General features: G+C 59.0%; 20 protein-coding genes. 15 read left to right on the top strand and 5 right to left on the bottom strand.

Features of this window, described 5'->3' with window-relative positions:
- Positions 1-279 precede the first annotated feature (279 nt).
- Positions 280-633 carry an aspartate 1-decarboxylase gene (gene panD / locus BQ5361_RS08715; protein WP_022063991.1) on the bottom strand — a complete coding sequence of 118 codons (354 nt, stop codon included), beginning with the start codon at positions 631-633 and terminating at the stop codon, positions 280-282.
- Positions 630-1,466 (bottom strand): pantoate--beta-alanine ligase, encoded by an 837-nt coding sequence (gene panC, locus BQ5361_RS08720; RefSeq protein WP_035471387.1) that lies wholly within the window; start codon positions 1,464-1,466, stop codon positions 630-632. The genes panD and panC overlap by 4 nt, the downstream gene beginning before the upstream one ends.
- A gap of 157 nt (positions 1,467-1,623) precedes the next feature.
- On the opposite strand from panC, the gene BQ5361_RS08725 reads away from it, so the two are divergent.
- Entirely contained in the window at positions 1,624-2,412 is a 789-nt protein-coding gene (locus BQ5361_RS08725) for an SDR family NAD(P)-dependent oxidoreductase (RefSeq protein WP_035471528.1), read from the top strand.
- Positions 2,413-2,532: 120 nt separating this feature from the next.
- Here the strand turns inward: BQ5361_RS08725 and efp are convergent, their stop codons facing one another.
- From efp to BQ5361_RS08740, 3 genes are all read right to left on the bottom strand, one after another.
- Positions 2,533-3,099: an elongation factor P gene (gene efp / locus BQ5361_RS08730; protein WP_022063988.1), complete on the bottom strand. Its 567-nt coding sequence runs from the start codon at positions 3,097-3,099 to the stop codon at positions 2,533-2,535.
- Between the two features lie 171 nt (positions 3,100-3,270).
- The gene (locus BQ5361_RS08735; RefSeq protein WP_035471384.1) at positions 3,271-3,834 is read right to left on the bottom strand and encodes a UbiX family flavin prenyltransferase; all 564 of its coding nucleotides are present in this window, start codon (positions 3,832-3,834) and stop codon (positions 3,271-3,273) included.
- A 48-nt stretch (positions 3,835-3,882) separates the two neighbouring features.
- Entirely contained in the window at positions 3,883-4,605 is a 723-nt protein-coding gene (locus tag BQ5361_RS08740) for a polysaccharide deacetylase family protein (RefSeq protein WP_022063986.1), read from the bottom strand.
- A gap of 254 nt (positions 4,606-4,859) precedes the next feature.
- On the opposite strand from BQ5361_RS08740, the gene BQ5361_RS08745 reads away from it, so the two are divergent.
- From BQ5361_RS08745 to BQ5361_RS08810, 14 genes are all read left to right on the top strand, one after another.
- Positions 4,860-5,876, top strand: coding sequence for a DUF4837 family protein (locus BQ5361_RS08745; protein ID WP_022063985.1), 1,017 nt, complete (start codon positions 4,860-4,862; stop codon positions 5,874-5,876).
- Between the two features lie 248 nt (positions 5,877-6,124).
- Entirely contained in the window at positions 6,125-7,177 is a 1,053-nt protein-coding gene (gene hydE / locus BQ5361_RS08750) for a [FeFe] hydrogenase H-cluster radical SAM maturase HydE (protein ID WP_035471381.1), read from the top strand.
- A gap of 82 nt (positions 7,178-7,259) precedes the next feature.
- Positions 7,260-7,736, top strand: a complete 477-nt coding sequence (locus tag BQ5361_RS08755) for a hypothetical protein (protein WP_143047547.1) — start codon at positions 7,260-7,262, stop codon at positions 7,734-7,736.
- 98 nt (positions 7,737-7,834) lie between these two features.
- Positions 7,835-9,250 carry a [FeFe] hydrogenase H-cluster radical SAM maturase HydG gene (hydG, locus tag BQ5361_RS08760; RefSeq protein ID WP_022063981.1) on the top strand — a complete coding sequence of 472 codons (1,416 nt, stop codon included), beginning with the start codon at positions 7,835-7,837 and terminating at the stop codon, positions 9,248-9,250.
- Positions 9,251-9,313: 63 nt separating this feature from the next.
- On the top strand, positions 9,314-10,546 hold the full coding sequence (hydF, locus tag BQ5361_RS08765; RefSeq protein ID WP_035471376.1) for a [FeFe] hydrogenase H-cluster maturation GTPase HydF: 1,233 nt from the start codon (positions 9,314-9,316) through the stop codon (positions 10,544-10,546).
- 27 nt (positions 10,547-10,573) lie between these two features.
- Positions 10,574-11,125 (top strand): hypothetical protein, encoded by a 552-nt coding sequence (locus BQ5361_RS08770; protein WP_035471373.1) that lies wholly within the window; start codon positions 10,574-10,576, stop codon positions 11,123-11,125.
- Between the two features lie 80 nt (positions 11,126-11,205).
- Positions 11,206-11,688 (top strand): hypothetical protein, encoded by a 483-nt coding sequence (locus BQ5361_RS08775; protein WP_143047548.1) that lies wholly within the window; start codon positions 11,206-11,208, stop codon positions 11,686-11,688.
- A gap of 181 nt (positions 11,689-11,869) precedes the next feature.
- Positions 11,870-12,202, top strand: a complete 333-nt coding sequence (locus BQ5361_RS08780; protein WP_022063977.1) for a DRTGG domain-containing protein — start codon at positions 11,870-11,872, stop codon at positions 12,200-12,202.
- On the top strand, positions 12,199-12,753 hold the full coding sequence (locus BQ5361_RS08785; protein ID WP_052130931.1) for an ATP-binding protein: 555 nt from the start codon (positions 12,199-12,201) through the stop codon (positions 12,751-12,753). Before BQ5361_RS08780 ends, BQ5361_RS08785 begins: the two co-directional genes overlap by 4 nt.
- Positions 12,754-12,941: 188 nt before the next feature.
- Positions 12,942-13,334 carry a (2Fe-2S) ferredoxin domain-containing protein gene (locus tag BQ5361_RS08790; protein ID WP_035471368.1) on the top strand — a complete coding sequence of 131 codons (393 nt, stop codon included), beginning with the start codon at positions 12,942-12,944 and terminating at the stop codon, positions 13,332-13,334.
- A 34-nt stretch (positions 13,335-13,368) separates the two neighbouring features.
- Positions 13,369-15,159 carry an NADH-quinone oxidoreductase subunit NuoF gene (locus tag BQ5361_RS08795; RefSeq protein WP_022063974.1) on the top strand — a complete coding sequence of 597 codons (1,791 nt, stop codon included), beginning with the start codon at positions 13,369-13,371 and terminating at the stop codon, positions 15,157-15,159.
- Positions 15,160-15,179: 20 nt separating this feature from the next.
- A complete protein-coding gene (locus tag BQ5361_RS08800; protein ID WP_035471366.1) occupies positions 15,180-16,964 on the top strand; it encodes an NADH-dependent [FeFe] hydrogenase, group A6 in 1,785 nt (594 codons plus the stop codon).
- A 12-nt stretch (positions 16,965-16,976) separates the two neighbouring features.
- Positions 16,977-17,471 (top strand): NADH-quinone oxidoreductase subunit NuoE, encoded by a 495-nt coding sequence (gene nuoE / locus BQ5361_RS08805; protein WP_035471364.1) that lies wholly within the window; start codon positions 16,977-16,979, stop codon positions 17,469-17,471.
- Positions 17,472-17,797: 326 nt separating this feature from the next.
- Positions 17,798-19,267, top strand: a complete 1,470-nt coding sequence (locus BQ5361_RS08810) for a BACON domain-containing protein (protein ID WP_035471363.1) — start codon at positions 17,798-17,800, stop codon at positions 19,265-19,267.
- The last annotated feature ends 13 nt before the right edge of the window (positions 19,268-19,280 follow it).

A 19,280-nucleotide genomic window follows, 5' to 3' on the forward strand; every position in this document is an offset into this window, starting at 1 on the left:
CTTCCGGAGCACCCGACCGCGGGCACGGGGCGCAGCACCGCAGTCGGCATTTCCCATCAGAAAAACGCGCTGCCCGCAGCAAAACCCTGCCGACACCAAACATAAGGAGGCCGCGCCCCATGAACGAACGGTTCAAAACGACGCGGCCTCTTTCAGGCATATAAAAAATATGAATATAACATGCAAAGGAAATTCTCCCCCGCAAACGACCGAACTCCGATACCGAAGAGCGCGCAACACCCCGCAGTCACAACACGGCAAGGCAGCTCTGCGGACGCCCTACCTTATCAGACGGTTGGTAGCCGTATCGGGAAAGACCACCCACGGCGTGAACTTTTTCGCCTCCTCGAAATCCATCGAGGCGTAGGAGATGATGATTACCACATCCCCCACAGCCGCCTTACGGGCCGCAGCACCGTTCAGGCACACCTGTCCGCGGCCGCGTTCACCCCTGATGGCATAAGTTTCGATGCGTTCGCCGTTGTTCACGTTCACAATCTGCACCTTCTCGCCGGCAAGGATGTTGGCAGCCTCGAGCAGCTCCTCGTCGATGGTGACGCTCCCGACGTAATTGAGGTTGGCCTCGGTGACCGTCACCCGGTGTATTTTGGATTTCAATACCTCTATCGTCATAAGAAACGCATATTGTCGATTAAACGGATATCTCCCGCCTGTACGGCCACGCATCCGCGGACATGTCCCGTACCGTTCCAGTCGGAGACCTCTGCCAGCGTATCTTCATCCACCAGCTTGAAATAGATTACCTTCAACAGCGGTTCGGCTTCGATACGGGCCGTCACCGCACCGCATACGTCGGCTACGCTCCGCCGTCCTGCCTGTGCGGCACCCTCTTGTAGGGCCGTATGGATGGCCGGAGCGGCCGCTCTGTGCTGCGGAGTGAGCAGCCGGTTGCGCGAAGAGAGCGCCAGTCCGTCGGCTTCCCGAACGATGGGGCACTCTACGATGGCGAGATTCAAACCGAGCTGTTTCACCAGGGCCTTGATAACCGCTATCTGTTGAAAGTCCTTCTCCCCGAAATAGGCCCGGTCGGGCTTCACGAATTCGAACAGACGGCTGACCACCTGGGCCACGCCGTTGAAATGGCCGGGACGCGTCGCCCCTTCCATCACCTTGTCCAGCATACCGAAATCGAACACCCGCATATCGGGCTCCGGGTAGACCTCCTCCACCGACGGCATGAACACCACATCGGCCCCGGCAGCACGCAGTACCTCCAGGTCGGCTTCCGGCGTCCTCGGATAGTTACGCAGGTCCTCCTTGTCGTTGAACTGCGTAGGATTGACGAATACGCTTACTACCACCGTGTCGTTTTCGGCACGGGCCCTCTTGACCAGGGAAACGTGCCCCTCGTGCAGCGCCCCCATGGTGGGCACGAAGCCTACCGAAGAACCTCTCCGGGAGGCAAGTCCCGCCTTCAAACCCTCTACGGTCGTGAATTGCTCCATTGTTTTTTCTACTTGATTTCCGGACCCCTGTCGTTTTTTAAAAGTCCGGTCGGCAAAGTTATCAACTTTCCAAGATACCGCCAATTTTCCTCGTTTTTTTTACATTTACCGTATCTTTGCCCTCAAACTGAATTGCAGGATGGAAACGGAAAAGAGTATGCGCAACGAAAGATGGGCTGTCGTGACCGGCGCCAGCTCCGGAATCGGTTTTGCCATAGCCCGCAGGCTGGCCATGCGGGGCTACAACATTTTCGCCGCGGCCAAAGACGTTGAACGCCTCGACGAGTGTGCCCGGAAACTCTCCGGAGAGTGCGGTATCCGTGTACGAACCTATGCCGCCGACCTCGCCCTGCCCGACGCGGCGGAATGTCTCTTCGCCGCCTGCCAAGAGGCCGGTATCCGGGCCGAAGTGCTGGTGAACGATGCAGGGGTGTTCATCTACAACGACATCATCGAAACCGACCAGAAGCGCATCGACGGCATCATCTGCCTCCATATCCGCACCGTGACGGCGCTCTGTCGCCTCTTTGCGGAGGAGATGGCCGCGGCGGGAGGCGGCTACATCCTCAACATGGCCTCCTATTCCATGTGGATGCCCCTGCCCGGCATCGCACTCTACAGCGCCACGAAGGCCTATGTCAAAACCTTTTCGGTAGCTTTCGCCAAGGAAGCCCGCGAACGCAACGTATGGGTTACGGCCGTCTCCCCCGCCGGAGTAGCCACGGATTTCTACGGCCTGAGCCACCGGCTGCAGAAAGTGGGCCTTGCCATAGGGGTGCTCATGACGCCGGACAAGGTGGCCCGCAAGGCGCTCCGAGCCCTCTTCAGACATCGGAAACACCTCATTCCGGGTTGGTACAACCGTCTCTTCATCCCGATGTTCAAGTGCATGCCGGCTCCCTGCGTCCGTCTGGTGCGCAACAAGACCGCATGCTTCCGGCAGTAATTTTCGGGATGAAATCTCCCGTACAGGACAGCCGTAGCCATACACTGCAGGAAATGCTCCGAAAAAACAGCAGGGAGCCGTCGGTCGGCTCCCTGCTGTTTTCGAATACACTCTCCGGAATTATTTAATCCTTTCGTAATATTCGCGGGTGCGGGTATCCACCCGTATCTTGTCGCCCGTATTGATGAAGAGGGGAACCTTCACCGTAGCCCCCGTATTTACGGTAGCGGCCTTGAGGGAGTTGGAGGAGGCGGTATCGCCCTTGATGCCCGGCTCGGTGTAGGTCACCTCCATATCCACGATGGGAGGAAGTTCCGCCGAGAGCACCATCTCCTTGTCGGTGTGGAACATCACTTCGACAATCTGACCGTCGGTCATCAGGTCGGCGTTCTCTATCATCGCCTTGTCTATGGTTATCTCCTCGAAGGTTTCGGTATGCATGAAGTGTGCACCCATGTCGTCCTCGTAGGTGAACTGATAGGGACGGCGCTCCACCCGAACGGGTTCTATCCGCTCACCGGCCGAGAAGGTCTTGTCGAGGATGCGCCCGTTTTCGAGATTTTTCAGTTTCGTCCTCACGAAAGCGGGTCCTTTCCCCGGTTTCACGTGCAGGAACTCCACGATGCTGAACGTTTTGCCGTCAAGCTCGATGCACATGCCGTTCTTTATGTCTGCGGTTGTAGCCATTTGCTGATGTATTTATGGTTTATAATCAATTGTCTGCCGAAGGGAACTGCGCCGCAGGCATATCCCGTGGACGCTAGGTTGCAAAATTACTATTTTTTTCCTATTTCCGAAAATGCACTTCCTTCTCCGCCGAAACCCATGCCACAGCGGAAAGACCGAACCGGGCGCCGGTTACTCCTCCTCGGCACCCCATTCGTACCCCTCCGAAGCGACTCCCAACATCCGGACGGCACGGACAGCCACCGTATCGCACAGCGCCTCGATGTCCGCAGGCCGGGAATAGAACGAGGGAGAAGCGGGCAATACGACGGCCCCGCACTCCGAAAGAAGGGTCAGGTTGCGCAGATGTATCGTACTCAACGGGGTTTCCCGCACCACCAGCACCAGAGGTCGGCGCTCCTTCAGCATCACGTCGGCTGCACGGCCTATCAGGTCGCCGGAGATACCGGCAGCGATGCGTCCGGCGCTGCCCATCGTACAGGGAACGATAACCATACCGTCGTAACCGGCCGAACCGGAAGCCGGCGGAGCGAACAGGTCGTCATTGTCGAACCATACCATACGCTCTTCTCCCTCCGGAAGCCGTTCCCTCTCATACTCCATAACCTTCCGCCCGTTCGCGCTGCACACGACGGCTACCTGCGCTACCTGCGGCGAGCGCAGCAGACGCTCGGCCACTTTCCGGGCATACACGGCGCCGCTCGCGCCGGTTACGGCAACTATTATCCTTTTCATACGCTATCGGAAAACCTGAACTCCGTGCAAACCGCACACGGGAACGGCTCAATATCGGCCGGAAAGACCGCCGGCACCGACCAACGGCGGATGTTCCGCCTCTATGCGGTGGCCGTCAGGCCGGTGGAGACCCTTCGCTGCCGGCCCCACGGGTTCCGCAGCGGCACCTATCGTTCCGAACCGGAACCCCGCCTCCGCGATGTATTCTATCGCCCGCGGCAGCGCGTATTCCGTATTGCGGAACGCTTTGGCCGAATCGTGGAAAACCACGATGGAACCGCCGTCCACATACCGCGTCACGTTACGCAGACACTCCTGAGGCGTTACCGAAGGGCTGTAATCCTGACTCACGATACCCCCCATCACCAGACGGTAACGCTCCGAAAGCACTTCCGCCTGCCGGCGGCGGATACGCCCGTACGGAGGCCGGAAGATGTCGGACTCCACCAACTGGTTGGCAAGGTCTACATCCGCAACGTACTGCCCGGTCGCCATTCCCCACCCCTTGATGTGGCTGTACGAGTGGTTGCCGACCTTGTGGCCCGCATCCGCTATCGCCCGGTAAAGGTCCGGATGCTGCTCCACGTTCTTGCCGAGGCAAAAAAATGTGGCGCGGACGCCGTATCCGGCAAGGGTTTTGAGTATCCACTCGGTAATCCCCGGAGTCGGACCGTCGTCGAAGGTGAGATATACGGAACTCCTGTCCGCCATCTCCCACGTCATGTCGGGAAGCAGCGGCCTGAGCAACCTCAAGAAACACGGTCTGAACATAAGCGTCCTTCGTTTGGAGTGCAAAGTTAGCACCATTTACCGGATATAGCCGCCGTATGCCGACATATCTTACCATATTTGTTGCAAAGAACCGACTCGGCTGCCGTTGTTGTTTTCATCGGCCATATTCCGTACCTTTGTTTCACAATGAACCGACGCCACCCGCTGCGGGTATCCGTGTCCCTCTCCGGTCTCCTGCGGCCGGAACAGGCACAGTAAAAAGAGGCAAGACAGAACACAAATACCATCGCACCATGAAAAAGACAGCATCCGCACTGTTCGCAGCCATTCTGCTCGCGGCAGCCGGCCTGATGCTCTCCTGCAAATCGCAGGGCGGCACGGGCGATTTCAACAACGCCGGCGGAAAACCTTACGAGATAGTCGTATCCATCGACCAAGAGCTCTGGAACGGCGAAGTGGGCGACACGCTCCGTTCGATACTGCTCGAACCCGTTCCGATGTTCAATCAGGTGGAACCGCAGTTCGACATTTCGCGTGTCAATCCGGGCGCCCTCAAAGACCTCATCCTGCGCCACCGCAACATCCTCATCATACAGCTCAATCCGCAAACGGCCGAACCTTCGTCCGTCGCACGATACGACGTATATGCCCGGCCGCAGATTATCGTCACCCTGACCGCTCCGGATACCAACGGCATGGTGCGCTACCTCTCCGAAAACCGACAGGAACTGCAGCAGTTGTTCGAGATATCGGAACGGAACCGGGCCGTGGAGAACAACCGCAAATACGGAGAGAAGGGTATCGACCGGGAGATACGCAGCCTTTTCGGCATCGATATGAATATTCCGAGAGGATTTTCGATAAAAGGACGTTCGGGCGAGGATTTCCTTTGGGTGGGCAACGATGTCCGCACCGCCACGCAGGGGCTCGTACTCTACAGCTATCCCTATGCGGGAGCGGAAGACTTCGCACCGGAGAACCTGATAAAGCGCCGGAACGAATTCACGGGACGCATCCCCGGCCCGTCGGAAGGCTCCTTCATGGCGACCGAAGACTACATCCGGCCGGAGGTGGAGTATATCCGGATAGACGGGAAACTGTGGGCACGAATGAGCGGTTTCTGGTATGTGGAGAACGACTACATGGGCGGCCCGTTCATCAACTATTCGACCATAGACCCGGCGACCGGCCGCGTCTTCTCGGCAGACTGCTTCGTCTACTCCCCGAAAGACCCGAAACGCAACATGATGCGCCAGCTCGAACACATCGTCTATACGGTGCGGTTCCCCCAGACACCGGCCGCGGAGTAGCGTGCACGGCAGAAAAGCGGGACGTTCCGGCGGAAAACCGTCGGAACGTCTTTCGTTTGAGCCCGTCCCGACAACCGAAAGACGACATATCTTTCCCGGCAACGACACGCAATATAAGCAAAAACAATGGAAATATAAAAACATATAATACTCGTTGTATGACAGGAAGATAAGCGCCGAGACAGGGAAAGGCCGGTTGTTTGTACCATAATATTCAGTAACTTTGTAAAAAGAACAAATCCCGGACAATGAAACGGTTGGTGGACAGGCTGCGCCTCGGGGGAGACCTCGGACCGGAAGATTATGCAGCGCTCCTGAAAGGTGCGGCAGAAGGGCCTTTGCTCGCATACGCCATGCAGGCGGCCCGCGAAGTGGCCGTCGCACGTTTCGGTACCGGCATCTTCATCCGCGGCCTGATAGAAATCACGAACTACTGCCGCAACGACTGCTACTACTGCGGCATTCGCCGCAGCAACCGCCGGGTGGAACGCTACCGGCTCTCCCGGGAAGAGATACTCACATGCTGCCGGACGGGCCATACGCTGGGTTTCAGGACGTTCGTATTGCAGGGAGGGGAAGACGCCGCGCTCGACGACGCATGGATAGAGGAGGTCGTGCGGTCCATCCGCCGGGAATTCCCCGACTGCGCCATCACCCTTTCCCTCGGCGAACGCACCCGCGAAGCCTACGAACGTTTCTACCGGGCAGGAGCCGACCGCTACCTGCTGCGTCATGAAACGGCCACACGCGAACACTACGCACAGCTCCATCCGGTCTCTATGTCCTTCGACCACCGCATGCAGAACCTGCGGGAGCTCAAGGAAATCGGCTACCAGACAGGAACGGGAATCATGGTGGGCAGTCCGTGGCAGACGACGGAGCATCTGGTGCGCGACATCCTGTTCATCGCGGAGTTCCGGCCGCAGATGATAGGCCTGGGACCTTACATTCCGCAGAACGATACGCCGTTCGCCGGGCAGCCCGCCGGCAGCATCCGCACGACGCTCATGCTGCTGGCCATCTTCCGGCTGATGTTCCCCGACGCACTCATCCCTTCCACGACGGCGCTGGCCACGCTCGCTCCCGACGGACGCGAGCAGGGGATTCTCGCCGGTGCCAACGTGGTCATGCCCAACCTTTCGCCCCCGGCCAACCGTGCCAAATACGCGCTCTACAACGACAAGAAGGCGACAGGACTGGAGTCGGCCGAGGGACTGCGCGGACTGGAGGCACAGCTGAATGCCATCGGATACCGCATCTCCTACGAGCGGGGCGACTACAAACCTTCTGACACGCAGTAACTACCATACAGCGCACGCGGGCACTTGCGACAAAAACCAACCACCAAAAAACAAACGACAGTTCCACAACCAAATCAATAAAATGAAAAAGCTCAGCATTTTATTATTGACAGGTACTCTGCTTTGTCTGTCCGGAGGCTGTGACTCCTATCGCAACAGGGATACCCGGATTGCCATATCTTATCTCTGTGTGGGACAAGACGACATGTTCGAACTCTACGACATAACGGCGACTTATTCGGACGGAAAAGGGAGAGTCCATACGTCGCCCGTCACATCCTTTCCCTGGAAGGTCGAATACTCCTATATGCCGCTGGGAGTCCATGCGCAACTCGAAATCAATTTTCAACCGAAACCTCATATCGTCCGAAAAGAGAGTTATACCGTAGGGTGCAACGCCTACATCAACTGGGACTGCCTGCAAGGCGGAGGCGAAAACTACTCAGAAACGGATTGTTATAAAATATCAGCCGAAGAGGTAGATGCTTTTCTAAATAATATGGATAGAAAAATAGCGGAAGGAAAGTATAAACTGAAAAAATCCTTCAATTACGAATAAGTCCGGATTCGTACAGGATTAATTTTACCGACGAAGGGGTTTACCGGAAGCAATGGCAGAGACCGCCCTTTCAACTTTTAAGAAATGCTAAAAACAAGATGTACGACGTAAAATCCAAAGTAGCCGAAGAGTTCATCGACGACGGCGAAATAGTAGAAACGATGGAATACGCGCGGGCCAACAGGCACAACCGCGCCCTGATAGAGCATATACTGGACAAGGCCGAAGCGGCGAAGGGCATCACCCACCGCGAAGCCGCCGTCCTGCTGGAATGCGACCTTCCCGACCTCAACGAACGGATGTTCGCACTGGCCCGCAGGCTCAAGGAGAGGATATACGGCAACCGAATCGTCATGTTCGCGCCGCTCTACCTCTCCAACTACTGCATCAACGGGTGCACCTACTGCCCCTACCATGCGAAGAACAAGACCATGCTCCGCAAGCAACTCTCCCAAAAGGAGATAGAAACGGAAGTCATCGCCTTGCAAGACATGGGGCACAAACGGCTGGCGCTCGAAGCGGGCGAGCACCCGCTTAACTCCATCGAATACATTCTGGAGAGCATCCGCACCATCTACAACGTCAAGCACAAAAACGGAGCTATCCGCCGCGTGAACGTGAACATCGCCGCAACCACGGTGGAGAACTACCGGAAACTCGCCGAGGCGGGCATCGGCACCTACATCCTGTTTCAGGAGACCTACAACAAGGAGAACTACCAAAAGCTTCACCCCTACGGTCCGAAAAGCAACTACGCCTACCACACCGAAGCGATGGACCGGGCGATGGAGGGGGGCATCGACGACGTGGGCATCGGAGTGCTGTTCGGCCTTACGAACTATCTCTACGACTTCATCGGTCTCATCATGCATGCCGAACACCTCGAAGCGGCGCACGGCGTGGGACCGCACACCATCAGCGTACCCCGTATCTGCCCGGCCGACGACATCGACGTGGCCGACTTCGAGAATGCGCTCCCGGACGAAATCTTCCACAAGATAGTGGCCGTCATCCGCATCAGCGTACCTTATACGGGCATGATAATCTCCACGCGCGAAACGCAGTCCTCGCGTGAAAAGGTGCTCGAACTCGGCGTATCGCAGATTAGCGGCGGTTCCAACACCGCCGTGGGCGGGTACGACGAGGCCGACCGCAGCGAGGAGGATACGGCCCAGTTCGACGTGAGCGACCATCGCACGCTCGACCAGGTTATCGCATGGCTCATCGACCTGGGTTACGTGCCGAGCTTCTGCACGGCGTGCTACCGGCTGGGGCGCACGGGCGACCGTTTCATGTCGCTCGTCAAGACGGGCCAGATAGCCAACTGCTGCGCTCCCAACGCACTGATGACGCTCAAGGAGTATCTGGTGGATTACGCGTCGCCGCAGACGCGGCTCAAGGGCGAAGCGATGATAGCACGGGAGATGGCTAAGGTACCTAACGAAAAGGTGCGCACGAAGGCCACCGAGAATCTAGCAGCCATCGAACGGGGCGAACGCGATTTCCGCTTCTGACAGCTTGCCGCACAACCCTTTCCGCCAGTTGCCGGAAGGGAAAACGACGAAACGACTACGGATATGGAACAGACACCGAGAGCGAACAGAATACACATAGGCATCTACGGCCGGTGCAACAGCGGCAAATCGTCGCTCATCAACGCCATCACCGGCCAGCAGACGGCCGTGGTATCGGAGGTGGCCGGAACCACGACCGACACCGTAAACAAAAGCATGGAACTTCCCGGCGTGGGCGCCGTGACCTTCATCGACACGGCCGGATTCGACGACACCGGCGAGCTGGGAGCGAAACGGCTCGAACAGACGCGCAAGGCCGCCGACCGGACGGACGTGGCCGTCATCGTCCACGCGGGAGGCGAACCCAGTGCCGAACGGGAGTGGATAGGACTCTTCGGCGAGCGGAACATTCCCGTAGTGCTCGTGCTCAACAAGGCCGACCTGCTGAACGACGAAGCCGCCGCAGTCTCGGCATTGCGTGCGGAGACCGGTATCAATCCGATAGCGGTGAGTGCCCTGACCGGCAAGGGTATCGGGGAACTCATCGCGGCGATAGCCGAAGCCGGACGGGGCGCGACGGACGAGGTCTCCATCACGGGCAATCTCGCCGGGCCTGGCGACGTGGTGATGCTCGTCATGCCGCAGGATGCCCAGGCTCCGAAGGGCAGGCTCATCCTGCCGCAGGTACAGACCATCCGGGAACTGCTCGACAAGGGATGCACGGTCATAAGCTGCGTTCCGGAAGGGATGCGCCGCAGCCTCGATGCGCTGTCCGCACCGCCGAAGCTGGTCATCACCGACTCGCAGGCCTTCGCCACGGTCAGTGCCCTGACACCGCCCGAAAGCCTGCTCACCTCCTTCTCCGTCCTTTTCGCCAATTACAAGGGCGACATCCGCGCCTTTATGGAAGGGGCGGCGGCGATAGACCGCCTGACGGAACAGTCGCGGGTACTGATAGCCGAAGCGTGCACCCACGCCCCGGCAACGGAGGACATCGGACGCGTCAAGATTCCGCGCCTGCTGCGCAAACGGATAGGCGAAGGGCTCGCGGTGGATATCGTCGCAGGAGCCGATTTTCCGAAAGACCTCTCCCGCTACGACCTGGTCATCCACTGCGGAGCCTGCATGTTCAACCGCCGCCACGTCCTCTCGCGCCTCGCCCTGGCTTCGGCGCAGCACATACCCATGACCAATTACGGCATCACGATAGCTCACCTGACGGGCATTCTCGACCGGGTGGTCTATCCGGGAATGGAAGGCCGGCCGCAGGGAACGGACACGGCCGCGACCGCATGACGATACATGTTTTAAAGTTCTGATACGATGAAGAGACTCCTTTTACTCTTTGCAATGGCCGCCCTGACGCTGCCCCGGGCCGCAGCGCAGGATTCGCTGAATGCAGAACAGCAGGCCCTGCGTTCCGAGCTGTACGAATTCCTGAAAGGCGAAGGCTATCTCCCCGAAATAGACGGGGACGGCGACATCGCCTTTAAGGCGGAGGGAGAAATGCACTGGATAACGGTCAGCAGTGCAGACTCCTCTCCCTTCTTCGTCACCGTCATACGGAGCGCCCCCTATGTGGAGAACTACGATTACGACCGGGTGCTGCATGCGGCCGACGAACTCAACCTCTACAAAACGGTCAAGGTGGAGGCCAACGATGGTTTCGCCGTCATCAAAAGCTCTATGTATCTCCGCCGTGCCGCCGCCTTTGAAAATGTGTTCCCAAAACTGCTCGAAGTCATGGACGACGCATATGAAGACTTCATCCGGGAATATGAAAATACCCGGATGTGCGGAGAAGAGAGGGCGGACGCAGCGGATGAAGAGGCCGATTCGGAGGAGTTCGACGACTGGTTGTGGTGGCTGCTATAACAGCGACTCGTCCGCCTGTACATGCCGCACAAGCAGTTCGTCAGACATCCAATTGATTGTACGTTAAAAGTTCCGATACGATGAAGAGACTCCTTTTACTCTTTGCAATGGCCGCCCTGACGCTGCCCCGGGCCGCAGCGCAGGATTCGCTGAATGCAGAACAGCAGGCCCTGCGTTCCGAGCTGTACGACTTCCTGAAAGGCGAAGGCTATCTCCCCGAAATAGACGGGGACGGCGACATCGCCTTCAAGGCAGAAGGGGCCAAACACTGGATAACGGTCAGCAACGTGGACTCCTCGCCCTTCTTCGTCACCGTCATGCGAGGCGCTCCCTATGTGGAGGATTACGACTACGACCGGGTATTGCATGCAGCCGACGAACTCAATCTTTACAAAACGGCCAAGGTGGAGGCTTATGACGGTTTCGCCGTCATCAAGAGCTCCATGTACCTCCGTGATGCCGAAGATTTCACGGATGTGTTTCCGAAGCTGCTGGAGGTGATGGACGACCTTTACGACGACTTCCTTTACGAGTACGAAAACGCCACGCTCTGCGGCGAATAGTCCCGACCCGTTAATGCACGGACCTTCATCGGCCCGGAACGACGACCTGCGGGGAGTGGACAGGACAAAAACGGCTCGGCAAAGGTACGGCAATGCCGGCCGGACACACGCCCGGCAACACCACCCGACGGACGGCATATCCGGAGAGGTGCTGCCCCGGACACAAGCGAACAGGAACGAAATGAAACTTCACGAAGTGGCCGAACGGCTCGGCATGGAAATACTCGTACCCGGCAATGGACTGCAGCAACAGGTGACGGGAGGCTGTACGGCCGACCTGCCGAGCGAAGCACTGGGGCGCCTCGCCGCCGGAACGGTATGGATAACCTCCCGGGTACACCGCAACGCCATCGCGGTGGCCGCGCTCAGGAGGGCTGCCGGCATCGTCCTGACGAACGGCGTACGCCCCGACAACGAATGCCTCCGATTGGCCGAAACGGAAGGAGTCGCTCTCCTCGCAACCCTCCTCTCCCCTTTCGAAGCTTCGGGCAGAATATACGAACTGCTCCGATGACGGACATCGCCTTCCATATCACCGACCTGGCAGCGAACAGCCTCCGTGCCGGCGCCGATGCAATCGACATCGCCCTGTCGCTCGACGGAACACAACTGGAACTCGCCGTCACCGACAACGGCTGCGGCATGGCTCCGGAAGCGGTCGGACGGGCATTCGACCCCTTCTATACGACACGCACCACACGCCGGACAGGTCTGGGGCTGCCGTTTCTGCTCCAAAGCGCCGAAGGCTGCGGCGGCAGTGCGGCGATACGCTCCGTACCGGGCAAAGGTACCTGTGTCCGGGCACTCTTCATGACCGACCACCCCGACTCTCCTCCGGCGGGCGACCTCGCCGAGACATTGATGCAAATCATGGCAGGCAATCCGGGAACCGCCTTCACCCTCACCCTGCGGTGCGGAACGAAAGCGGCCGGCCTCTCGACAACGGAACTCTCCGACGCACTCGGAAGCGTACCCCTGCGGCTGCCGGATGCGGCCGTCCCGGTATGCAACGCCGTCGCCGCACTCCTCGTCCGGATTTTCGGGAACGGCCGATACCGCTTATAATATCGGCCGTTTTTCGGCCGAACGGTTACGCATCGTCCGTTTTCCGCCGATTTTCATAACAACTTTTTGCTATTTTCGAGGGAAAATCCTTTGTTATTCCCATAACAAATGATTAGTTTTGTCTGTAAGGAAAAGGCAGGCCGCGGCGGCCGCCATTCTGAATGCTACCTATAACTTTTTAAATTGTAATGACTAAAGTAGAATCCCTCGACGCACTTAAACAGATGCGCGAAAGGTTGCGCTCGGATATGAACATCCGGGAGAACAGCAACCATCCCGAAGACCTCCCGCAAATCAGAATCTCGATGGGAACCTGCGGCATCGCCGCCGGAGCCAAAGAGGTGATGTCCCGGTTCATCTCCGAACTCCGGGCACGGAACGTGGATGCGGTGGTGACACAGACCGACTGCATGGGCCACTGCGAAGCGGAACCGACCGTGGAAATCACCCTGCCGGGCAGGGAACCCGTCCTGTACGGAGACGTCACTCCCGACCGCGTGGCGGCAATCATCGACAAGTACATCCGCAACGGGCAGCCCGCCGAAGGCATCATCGCGGCCGGCCCCGCCACAGCGGTGTAAGTTTCCAATCCGACAAACTTCCAAGAACAGCGCAATGGCACAATTCAGCAACTACATACTGGTGTGCGGCGGCACAGGCTGCCGTGCATCGCACAGCGAACACATCATAACCGCCCTCCGGAAAGAGCTCGACGAGGCGGGACTGTCAGACCAGGTGCAGGTGATACGCACCGGCTGCTTCGGCTTCTGCGAACAGGGGCCCATCGTCAAGACGGTGCCCGACAATACCTTCTACGTATCGGTCAAACCGGAAGACGCCGAGGCCATCGTCCGCGAACACATCATTAAGGGACGCAAGGTGGAGCGCCTGCTCTATGTCGCCCCCGACACGGGCCGACACGTCTCCGACTCCAAGCACATGGAGTTCTATAAACCCCAGGTCCGCATCGCCCTGCGCAACTGCGGCTTCATCGACCCGGAGAACATCAACGAATACATCGCCCGCGACGGTTACGCCGCCCTGGGCAAGGTACTTGAGATGCGACCGGAGGAGGTCATCCGCGAGATTATGGACTCCGGACTGCGCGGCCGCGGCGGCGGCGGTTTCCCTACGGGACTCAAATGGAAAATCACCCGCGAGGTGCAGGCCGACCAGAAATACGTCGTCTGCAATGCCGACGAAGGCGACCCGGGGGCTTTCATGGACCGCTCGATACTCGAAGGCGACCCCCACTCCATCATCGAAGCCATGGCCATCAACGGCTACTGCACGGGAGCCTCGAAAGGCATGATATACATCCGCGCGGAGTATCCGCTGGCTATCCACCGGCTCGAAGTGGCCATCGCACAGGCGCGGGAGTACGGCCTGCTGGGCGACGACATCATGGGTACGGGTTTCTCTTTCGACATCGAGATACGCTACGGTGCAGGGGCGTTCGTCTGCGGCGAGGAGACGGCGCTCATCCACTCCATGGAAGGCAAGCGCGGCGAACCGACCGTCAAGCCCCCCTTCCCCAGCGAGTCGGGTTACAAGGGGCAGCCTACCAACGTGAACAACGTGGAGACCTACGCCAACATCCCGCCCATCATCCTGCGGGGAGCGAAATGGTTCTCCTCCATCGGTACGGAGAAGAGCAAGGGGACGAAAGTGTTCGCCCTCGCGGGCAAGGTCAACAACGTCGGTCTCATCGAAGTCCCCATGGGCACCACCCTGCGGGAAGTGATATTCGACATCGGCGGCGGCATCAAGAACGGCAAGAAGTTCAAGGCCGTCCAGACCGGCGGCCCGTCAGGCGGCTGCCTCACCGAGAAGCACCTCGACACCCCCATCGATTACGACAACCTGCTCGCCAGCGGTTCCATGATGGGTTCGGGCGGCATGATAGTGATGGACGAGGACGACTGCATGGTCTCTGTGGCCAAATTCTATCTCGAATTCACCGTCGAGGAGTCCTGCGGCAAGTGCACGCCCTGTCGCATCGGAAACAAACGCCTGCTGGAGATACTCGACCGGATAACCAAAGGCAAAGGCACCGAGGAGGACCTCACGGAACTCAAGAACCTCGCGGGCGTCATCCGGGACTCCTCCCTGTGCGCACTGGGGCAGACTGCCCCGAACCCCGTTCTCTCCACGATGGACAACTTCTGGGACGAATACGTGGCGCACGTACGCGACAAATCGTGTCCCGCACACCAGTGCCGCGACCTGATGAGCTACGTCATCGACCCGAAGGTCTGCAAAGGGTGTTCGCTCTGTTCGCGGGTATGTCCCACGAACGCCATCAGCGGGGTACTCAAACAGCCCTATTCGATAGACCAGACGGTCTGCATCAAGTGCGGCACCTGTATGGACAAATGTAAATTCGGCGCTATCAGCGTAAGGTAAATCTTGAGAGACAATTCAGCATGGAAACGATAAAACTGACCATAGACAACAAACAGGTAGAGGTTGCAAAGGGCACCAACCTCGTGGAAGCCGCCGCATCGGCCGGCATCCGGATACCCACGCTGTGCTACATGAACCTCCACGACCTGGGTTACGAAAACAAGCCGGGCGCCTGCCGCATCTGCGTGGTCGAGGTAGAGGGACGCAAGAACCTCGCCCCCGCCTGCAAGACGGTGTGCACGGAAGGCATGGTGGTCCGCACGCATACCCCGCGCGTGGTGAATGCGCGCCGGACGGTCATGGAGCTCATCCTCTCCAACCACCCCAACGACTGCCTCACCTGCACCAAGAACGGCCACTGCGAACTGCAGCGCACGGCGCAGGACCTGGGCATACGGGAGATAAAATACCGGGGCGAAACCACCAAATACCAGAAGGACATGTCCGTATCCATCGTGCGCGACATGGACAAGTGCATCATGTGCCGCCGCTGCGAGACCGCCTGCAACGAAATCCAGTCGGTAGGCGTCCTCTCGGCCGTCAACCGCGGTTTCCCGGCAGTGGTGAGCACCGCCTTCAACGACCCCATACAGACGACCAACTGCATCAACTGCGGACAGTGCGTGGCGGTATGCCCCACGGGCGCACTCTCGGAGAACTCCAACATCGCCGACGTGCTCCGTGCCATCGCCGACCCCTCCAAGACGGTAGTGGTACAGACCGCTCCCGCCGTGCGCGTCGGGCTCGGACAGGATTTCGGCTTCTCCGGCCGGAGCGTGACGGGCAAGATGGTTACCGCGCTGCGCCGGCTCGGTTTCGATTACGTGTTCGACACCGACTTCGCCGCCGACCTCACCATCATGGAGGAGGGTACCGAGCTGCTCGGACGCCTGAACGCTGCCATCGGGGGCGACAAGGGCGTAAAGCTGCCGCTCATGACCTCCTGCTGTCCCGGCTGGGTGAGCTTCATGGAGAAGCACTTCCCGGAGCTGGCCGACAACCTCTCGACGGCCAAATCGCCGCAGCAGATGTTCGGCGCCATCGCCAAGAACTACTTCGCGCAGAAGCTGGGCATCGACCGCAAAGACCTCGTCGTGGTCTCCGTCATGCCCTGCGTGGCCAAGAAGGCCGAAGCGGCGCGGCCGGAGTTCAGCCGTGACGGCGACCCGGACGTGAACATCTCGATAACGACGCGCGAACTTGCCCACATGATACGCTTCGCCAACATGGATTTCGCCCTGCTCGAAGAGGACGATTTCGACCGGCCGCTGGGCGAATCGACCGGTGCCGGCGTCATCTTCGGCGCCACGGGCGGCGTAATAGAGGCTGCCGTGCGCACGGCGTACGAAGTGCAGACGAAAAAGCCGCTCGACCGGATAGACTTCACCGAACTCCGCGGCATGGAGGGCGTCCGTTCGGCGACGGTGGACTTCGACGGAACGCCGGTAAGAATCGGCATCGCCCACGGGCTCGCCAATGCCCGGCAGCTCATCCGAGAGGTCGTGAACGGCACGTCGCCTTACCATGCCATCGAAATCATGGCATGTCCGGGCGGCTGCATCGGCGGCGGGGGACAGCCCTACCACCGGGGCGACATCCGGCTGCTGCAGGAGCGTACCGAATCGCTCTACGCCGAAGACGCACACAAGCCCCTGCGCAAGTCGCACGAGAATCCCTACATCCAGTCCCTCTACCGGGACTTCCTGGGAGAACCCTGCGGGCACCTCTCGCACGAACTTCTCCACACCCGTTACTATAACCGCAAGCCGGTCGTAAAACCATGTTCCACCAATACCAAGAAATAGCAGCCACAGCGTATGGAAAAGATATGTATGTCCCAAAAGAGGATAGATGAGATTAGGGCCATCTGCAAGGAGCACGGGAACGACCCCGGCGAGCTCATCAACATCCTGCACACCGTGCAGGGGAAACTCGGCTACCTGCCCAAGGAGGTGCAGGAACTGATAGCCATGGAGCTGGGTATCCCGGCGGCGAAAGTCTACGGCGTGGTGACCTTCTATTCGTTCTTCACGATGAAACCCAAGGGCAAATACCCGATTTCGGTCTGCATGGGCACGGCGTGCTATGTCCGCGGTGCGGAGAAGGTGCTCGACGAATTCAAGCGCCAACTGGGCATCGAGGTGGGCGAAACGACCGCCGACGGCCTCTTCTCGCTCGATTCGCTGCGCTGCGTGGGTGCCTGCGGTCTCGCTCCGGTCGTGATGGTGGGCCAGAAGGTATTCGGCCGCCTCACGCAGTCGAGCGTCAAGGGCATCATCGACGAATTCGTAAACCTGGAACGGGAGGCCTGACCGCTTTTCTCCCGACCTGTCCGAAAGGGCGGTGCGCATGTCGCACCGCCCTTTTCACATACACCCTTTCCGGTTCCGGCGACCGCAGCAACCGGGACACGCCTACGGCCACCCGCTCTCCTCCCTACGACAGAGACCGCAACCGGTCCGGACTTCGTTTTCTTCGTTCATTTCCACAGGAAAACAACCCTAATATATTAATATTCTGTCTTTTGACATATAGGTTTGTTACAATTGTATAGAACAGGACTCCGAGAACGGGGATATCCGGAATCCCCCGCTCGGTTCCGTCATGAACCCGATTAATTACTTAACCGAACAACCTTATGAAAAAAGGCATGTACTGCAAAAGCGTTCTGCCGCTTTTGCTCCTCGTAGCCGCAACCGGCTGCACGCAACCCACCGAAGAGGTCCATTACATCAAGGTAGACATGATTGCCTGCTCGTTCCAGGGCACCGATGCCGTTCCGGTACGGATAACCATCTCCTCCAATCCGGGCCCGTGGAGTGCGGAACCTTCGGCAAGCTGGATACGGATAACGGAACAGACGGAGGAGGGTATCGTACTGACGGCGGACGACAACCCGGCGAGCACCGAACGGGAGGGCGAAATCACCGTGACGGCGGGAGAGATGACGAAGACCATCCGCGTCACGCAGACGGGCGACACGTTCGTACCGGCACGATACGACGTTTTCCGGGATTACACCATGGGAGCCGTCATCTCCCCCAACGGACGTTATACGGCGGGCTTTATCGGCGTTCCGGATGAGAACGCCACGGACCACTGGCTGCTCCAGGTAGTCATCACCGACCTGGAGAGCGGCGAGCAGTATCTGCCGGCCCCCTTCCTCGACTCCCTCTATCCCCTATACGACCCGTGTGCGATAACCGACAGCGGCACCGCCTTCTTCCACTGCGAGGACGGCCGGATAATAGGCTTCAGCATCAGCGGCGACATTACCGTGCTCGACAACGTTCCGGGGGCCGGCAAACCGTGGCTGTCGCAGGTCGCTTCGGACGAGAGCGGCGTATGGGTAGGCTGGTGTTCCGGCGGCAGTACGGTCTATTCGCCGGTCAAGTGGACAGATGGCCACCCCGAAATACTTCCCCTGCCCGAAACGACCTTCCGGGGAGCAGCATGGAATGCGGGGGCTATGGCCCGCGGATGCAGCCTGGACGGTAGCATCATCTACGGCACCGCCTGGGAAGGATTGGATTCCGGCCTCATCTGGTGGGACAAGGAGGGCACTCCCCGCTGGGTGGGCGACAAAGTACGCAAACTCAAGCCCGTGAAGATATACGACACCGCTACCGGCACCTATACGGACTACACCCTCGTGGACGGTATCGTAGGCTCCAGCGACACCTACTATATAAGTCCCTCCGGCAAATGGATTGCCGGCACCTATCGGACCGAGGAGCTCGCCGAAAACGAAACCGACGTCATCTATACGTCGTGCCCCGCATTCTACGATACGGAGACCGACGAAGTGCACATCTTTCCGGAGTATGAAGGGGCGGTGGGCATGACCGTCACCGACGAAGGGCTGGGCGTCATCGGCATGGGCGGTGCGAACGGCATCATCTCCCACACGGTCATGGTGAACATCCCCACCGCTACGGAAGCCGGCACGAGTACCGAATGGATATACGACACCTACGGCATCATCATTCCGGACAACTCCCTGCTCGAATACATCTCGCCCGACGGCAGAACGGCATTCGGTTACGACCTGAGCGGTGAGATGGAACCGATGAGGAAATGGTACGTCACACGGAAAACAGCGGAGTAACGGCAGGAGCCGG

The sequence above is a fragment of the Tidjanibacter massiliensis genome (assembly GCF_900104605.1).
Lineage (GTDB): Bacteria > Bacteroidota > Bacteroidia > Bacteroidales > Rikenellaceae > Tidjanibacter > Tidjanibacter inops.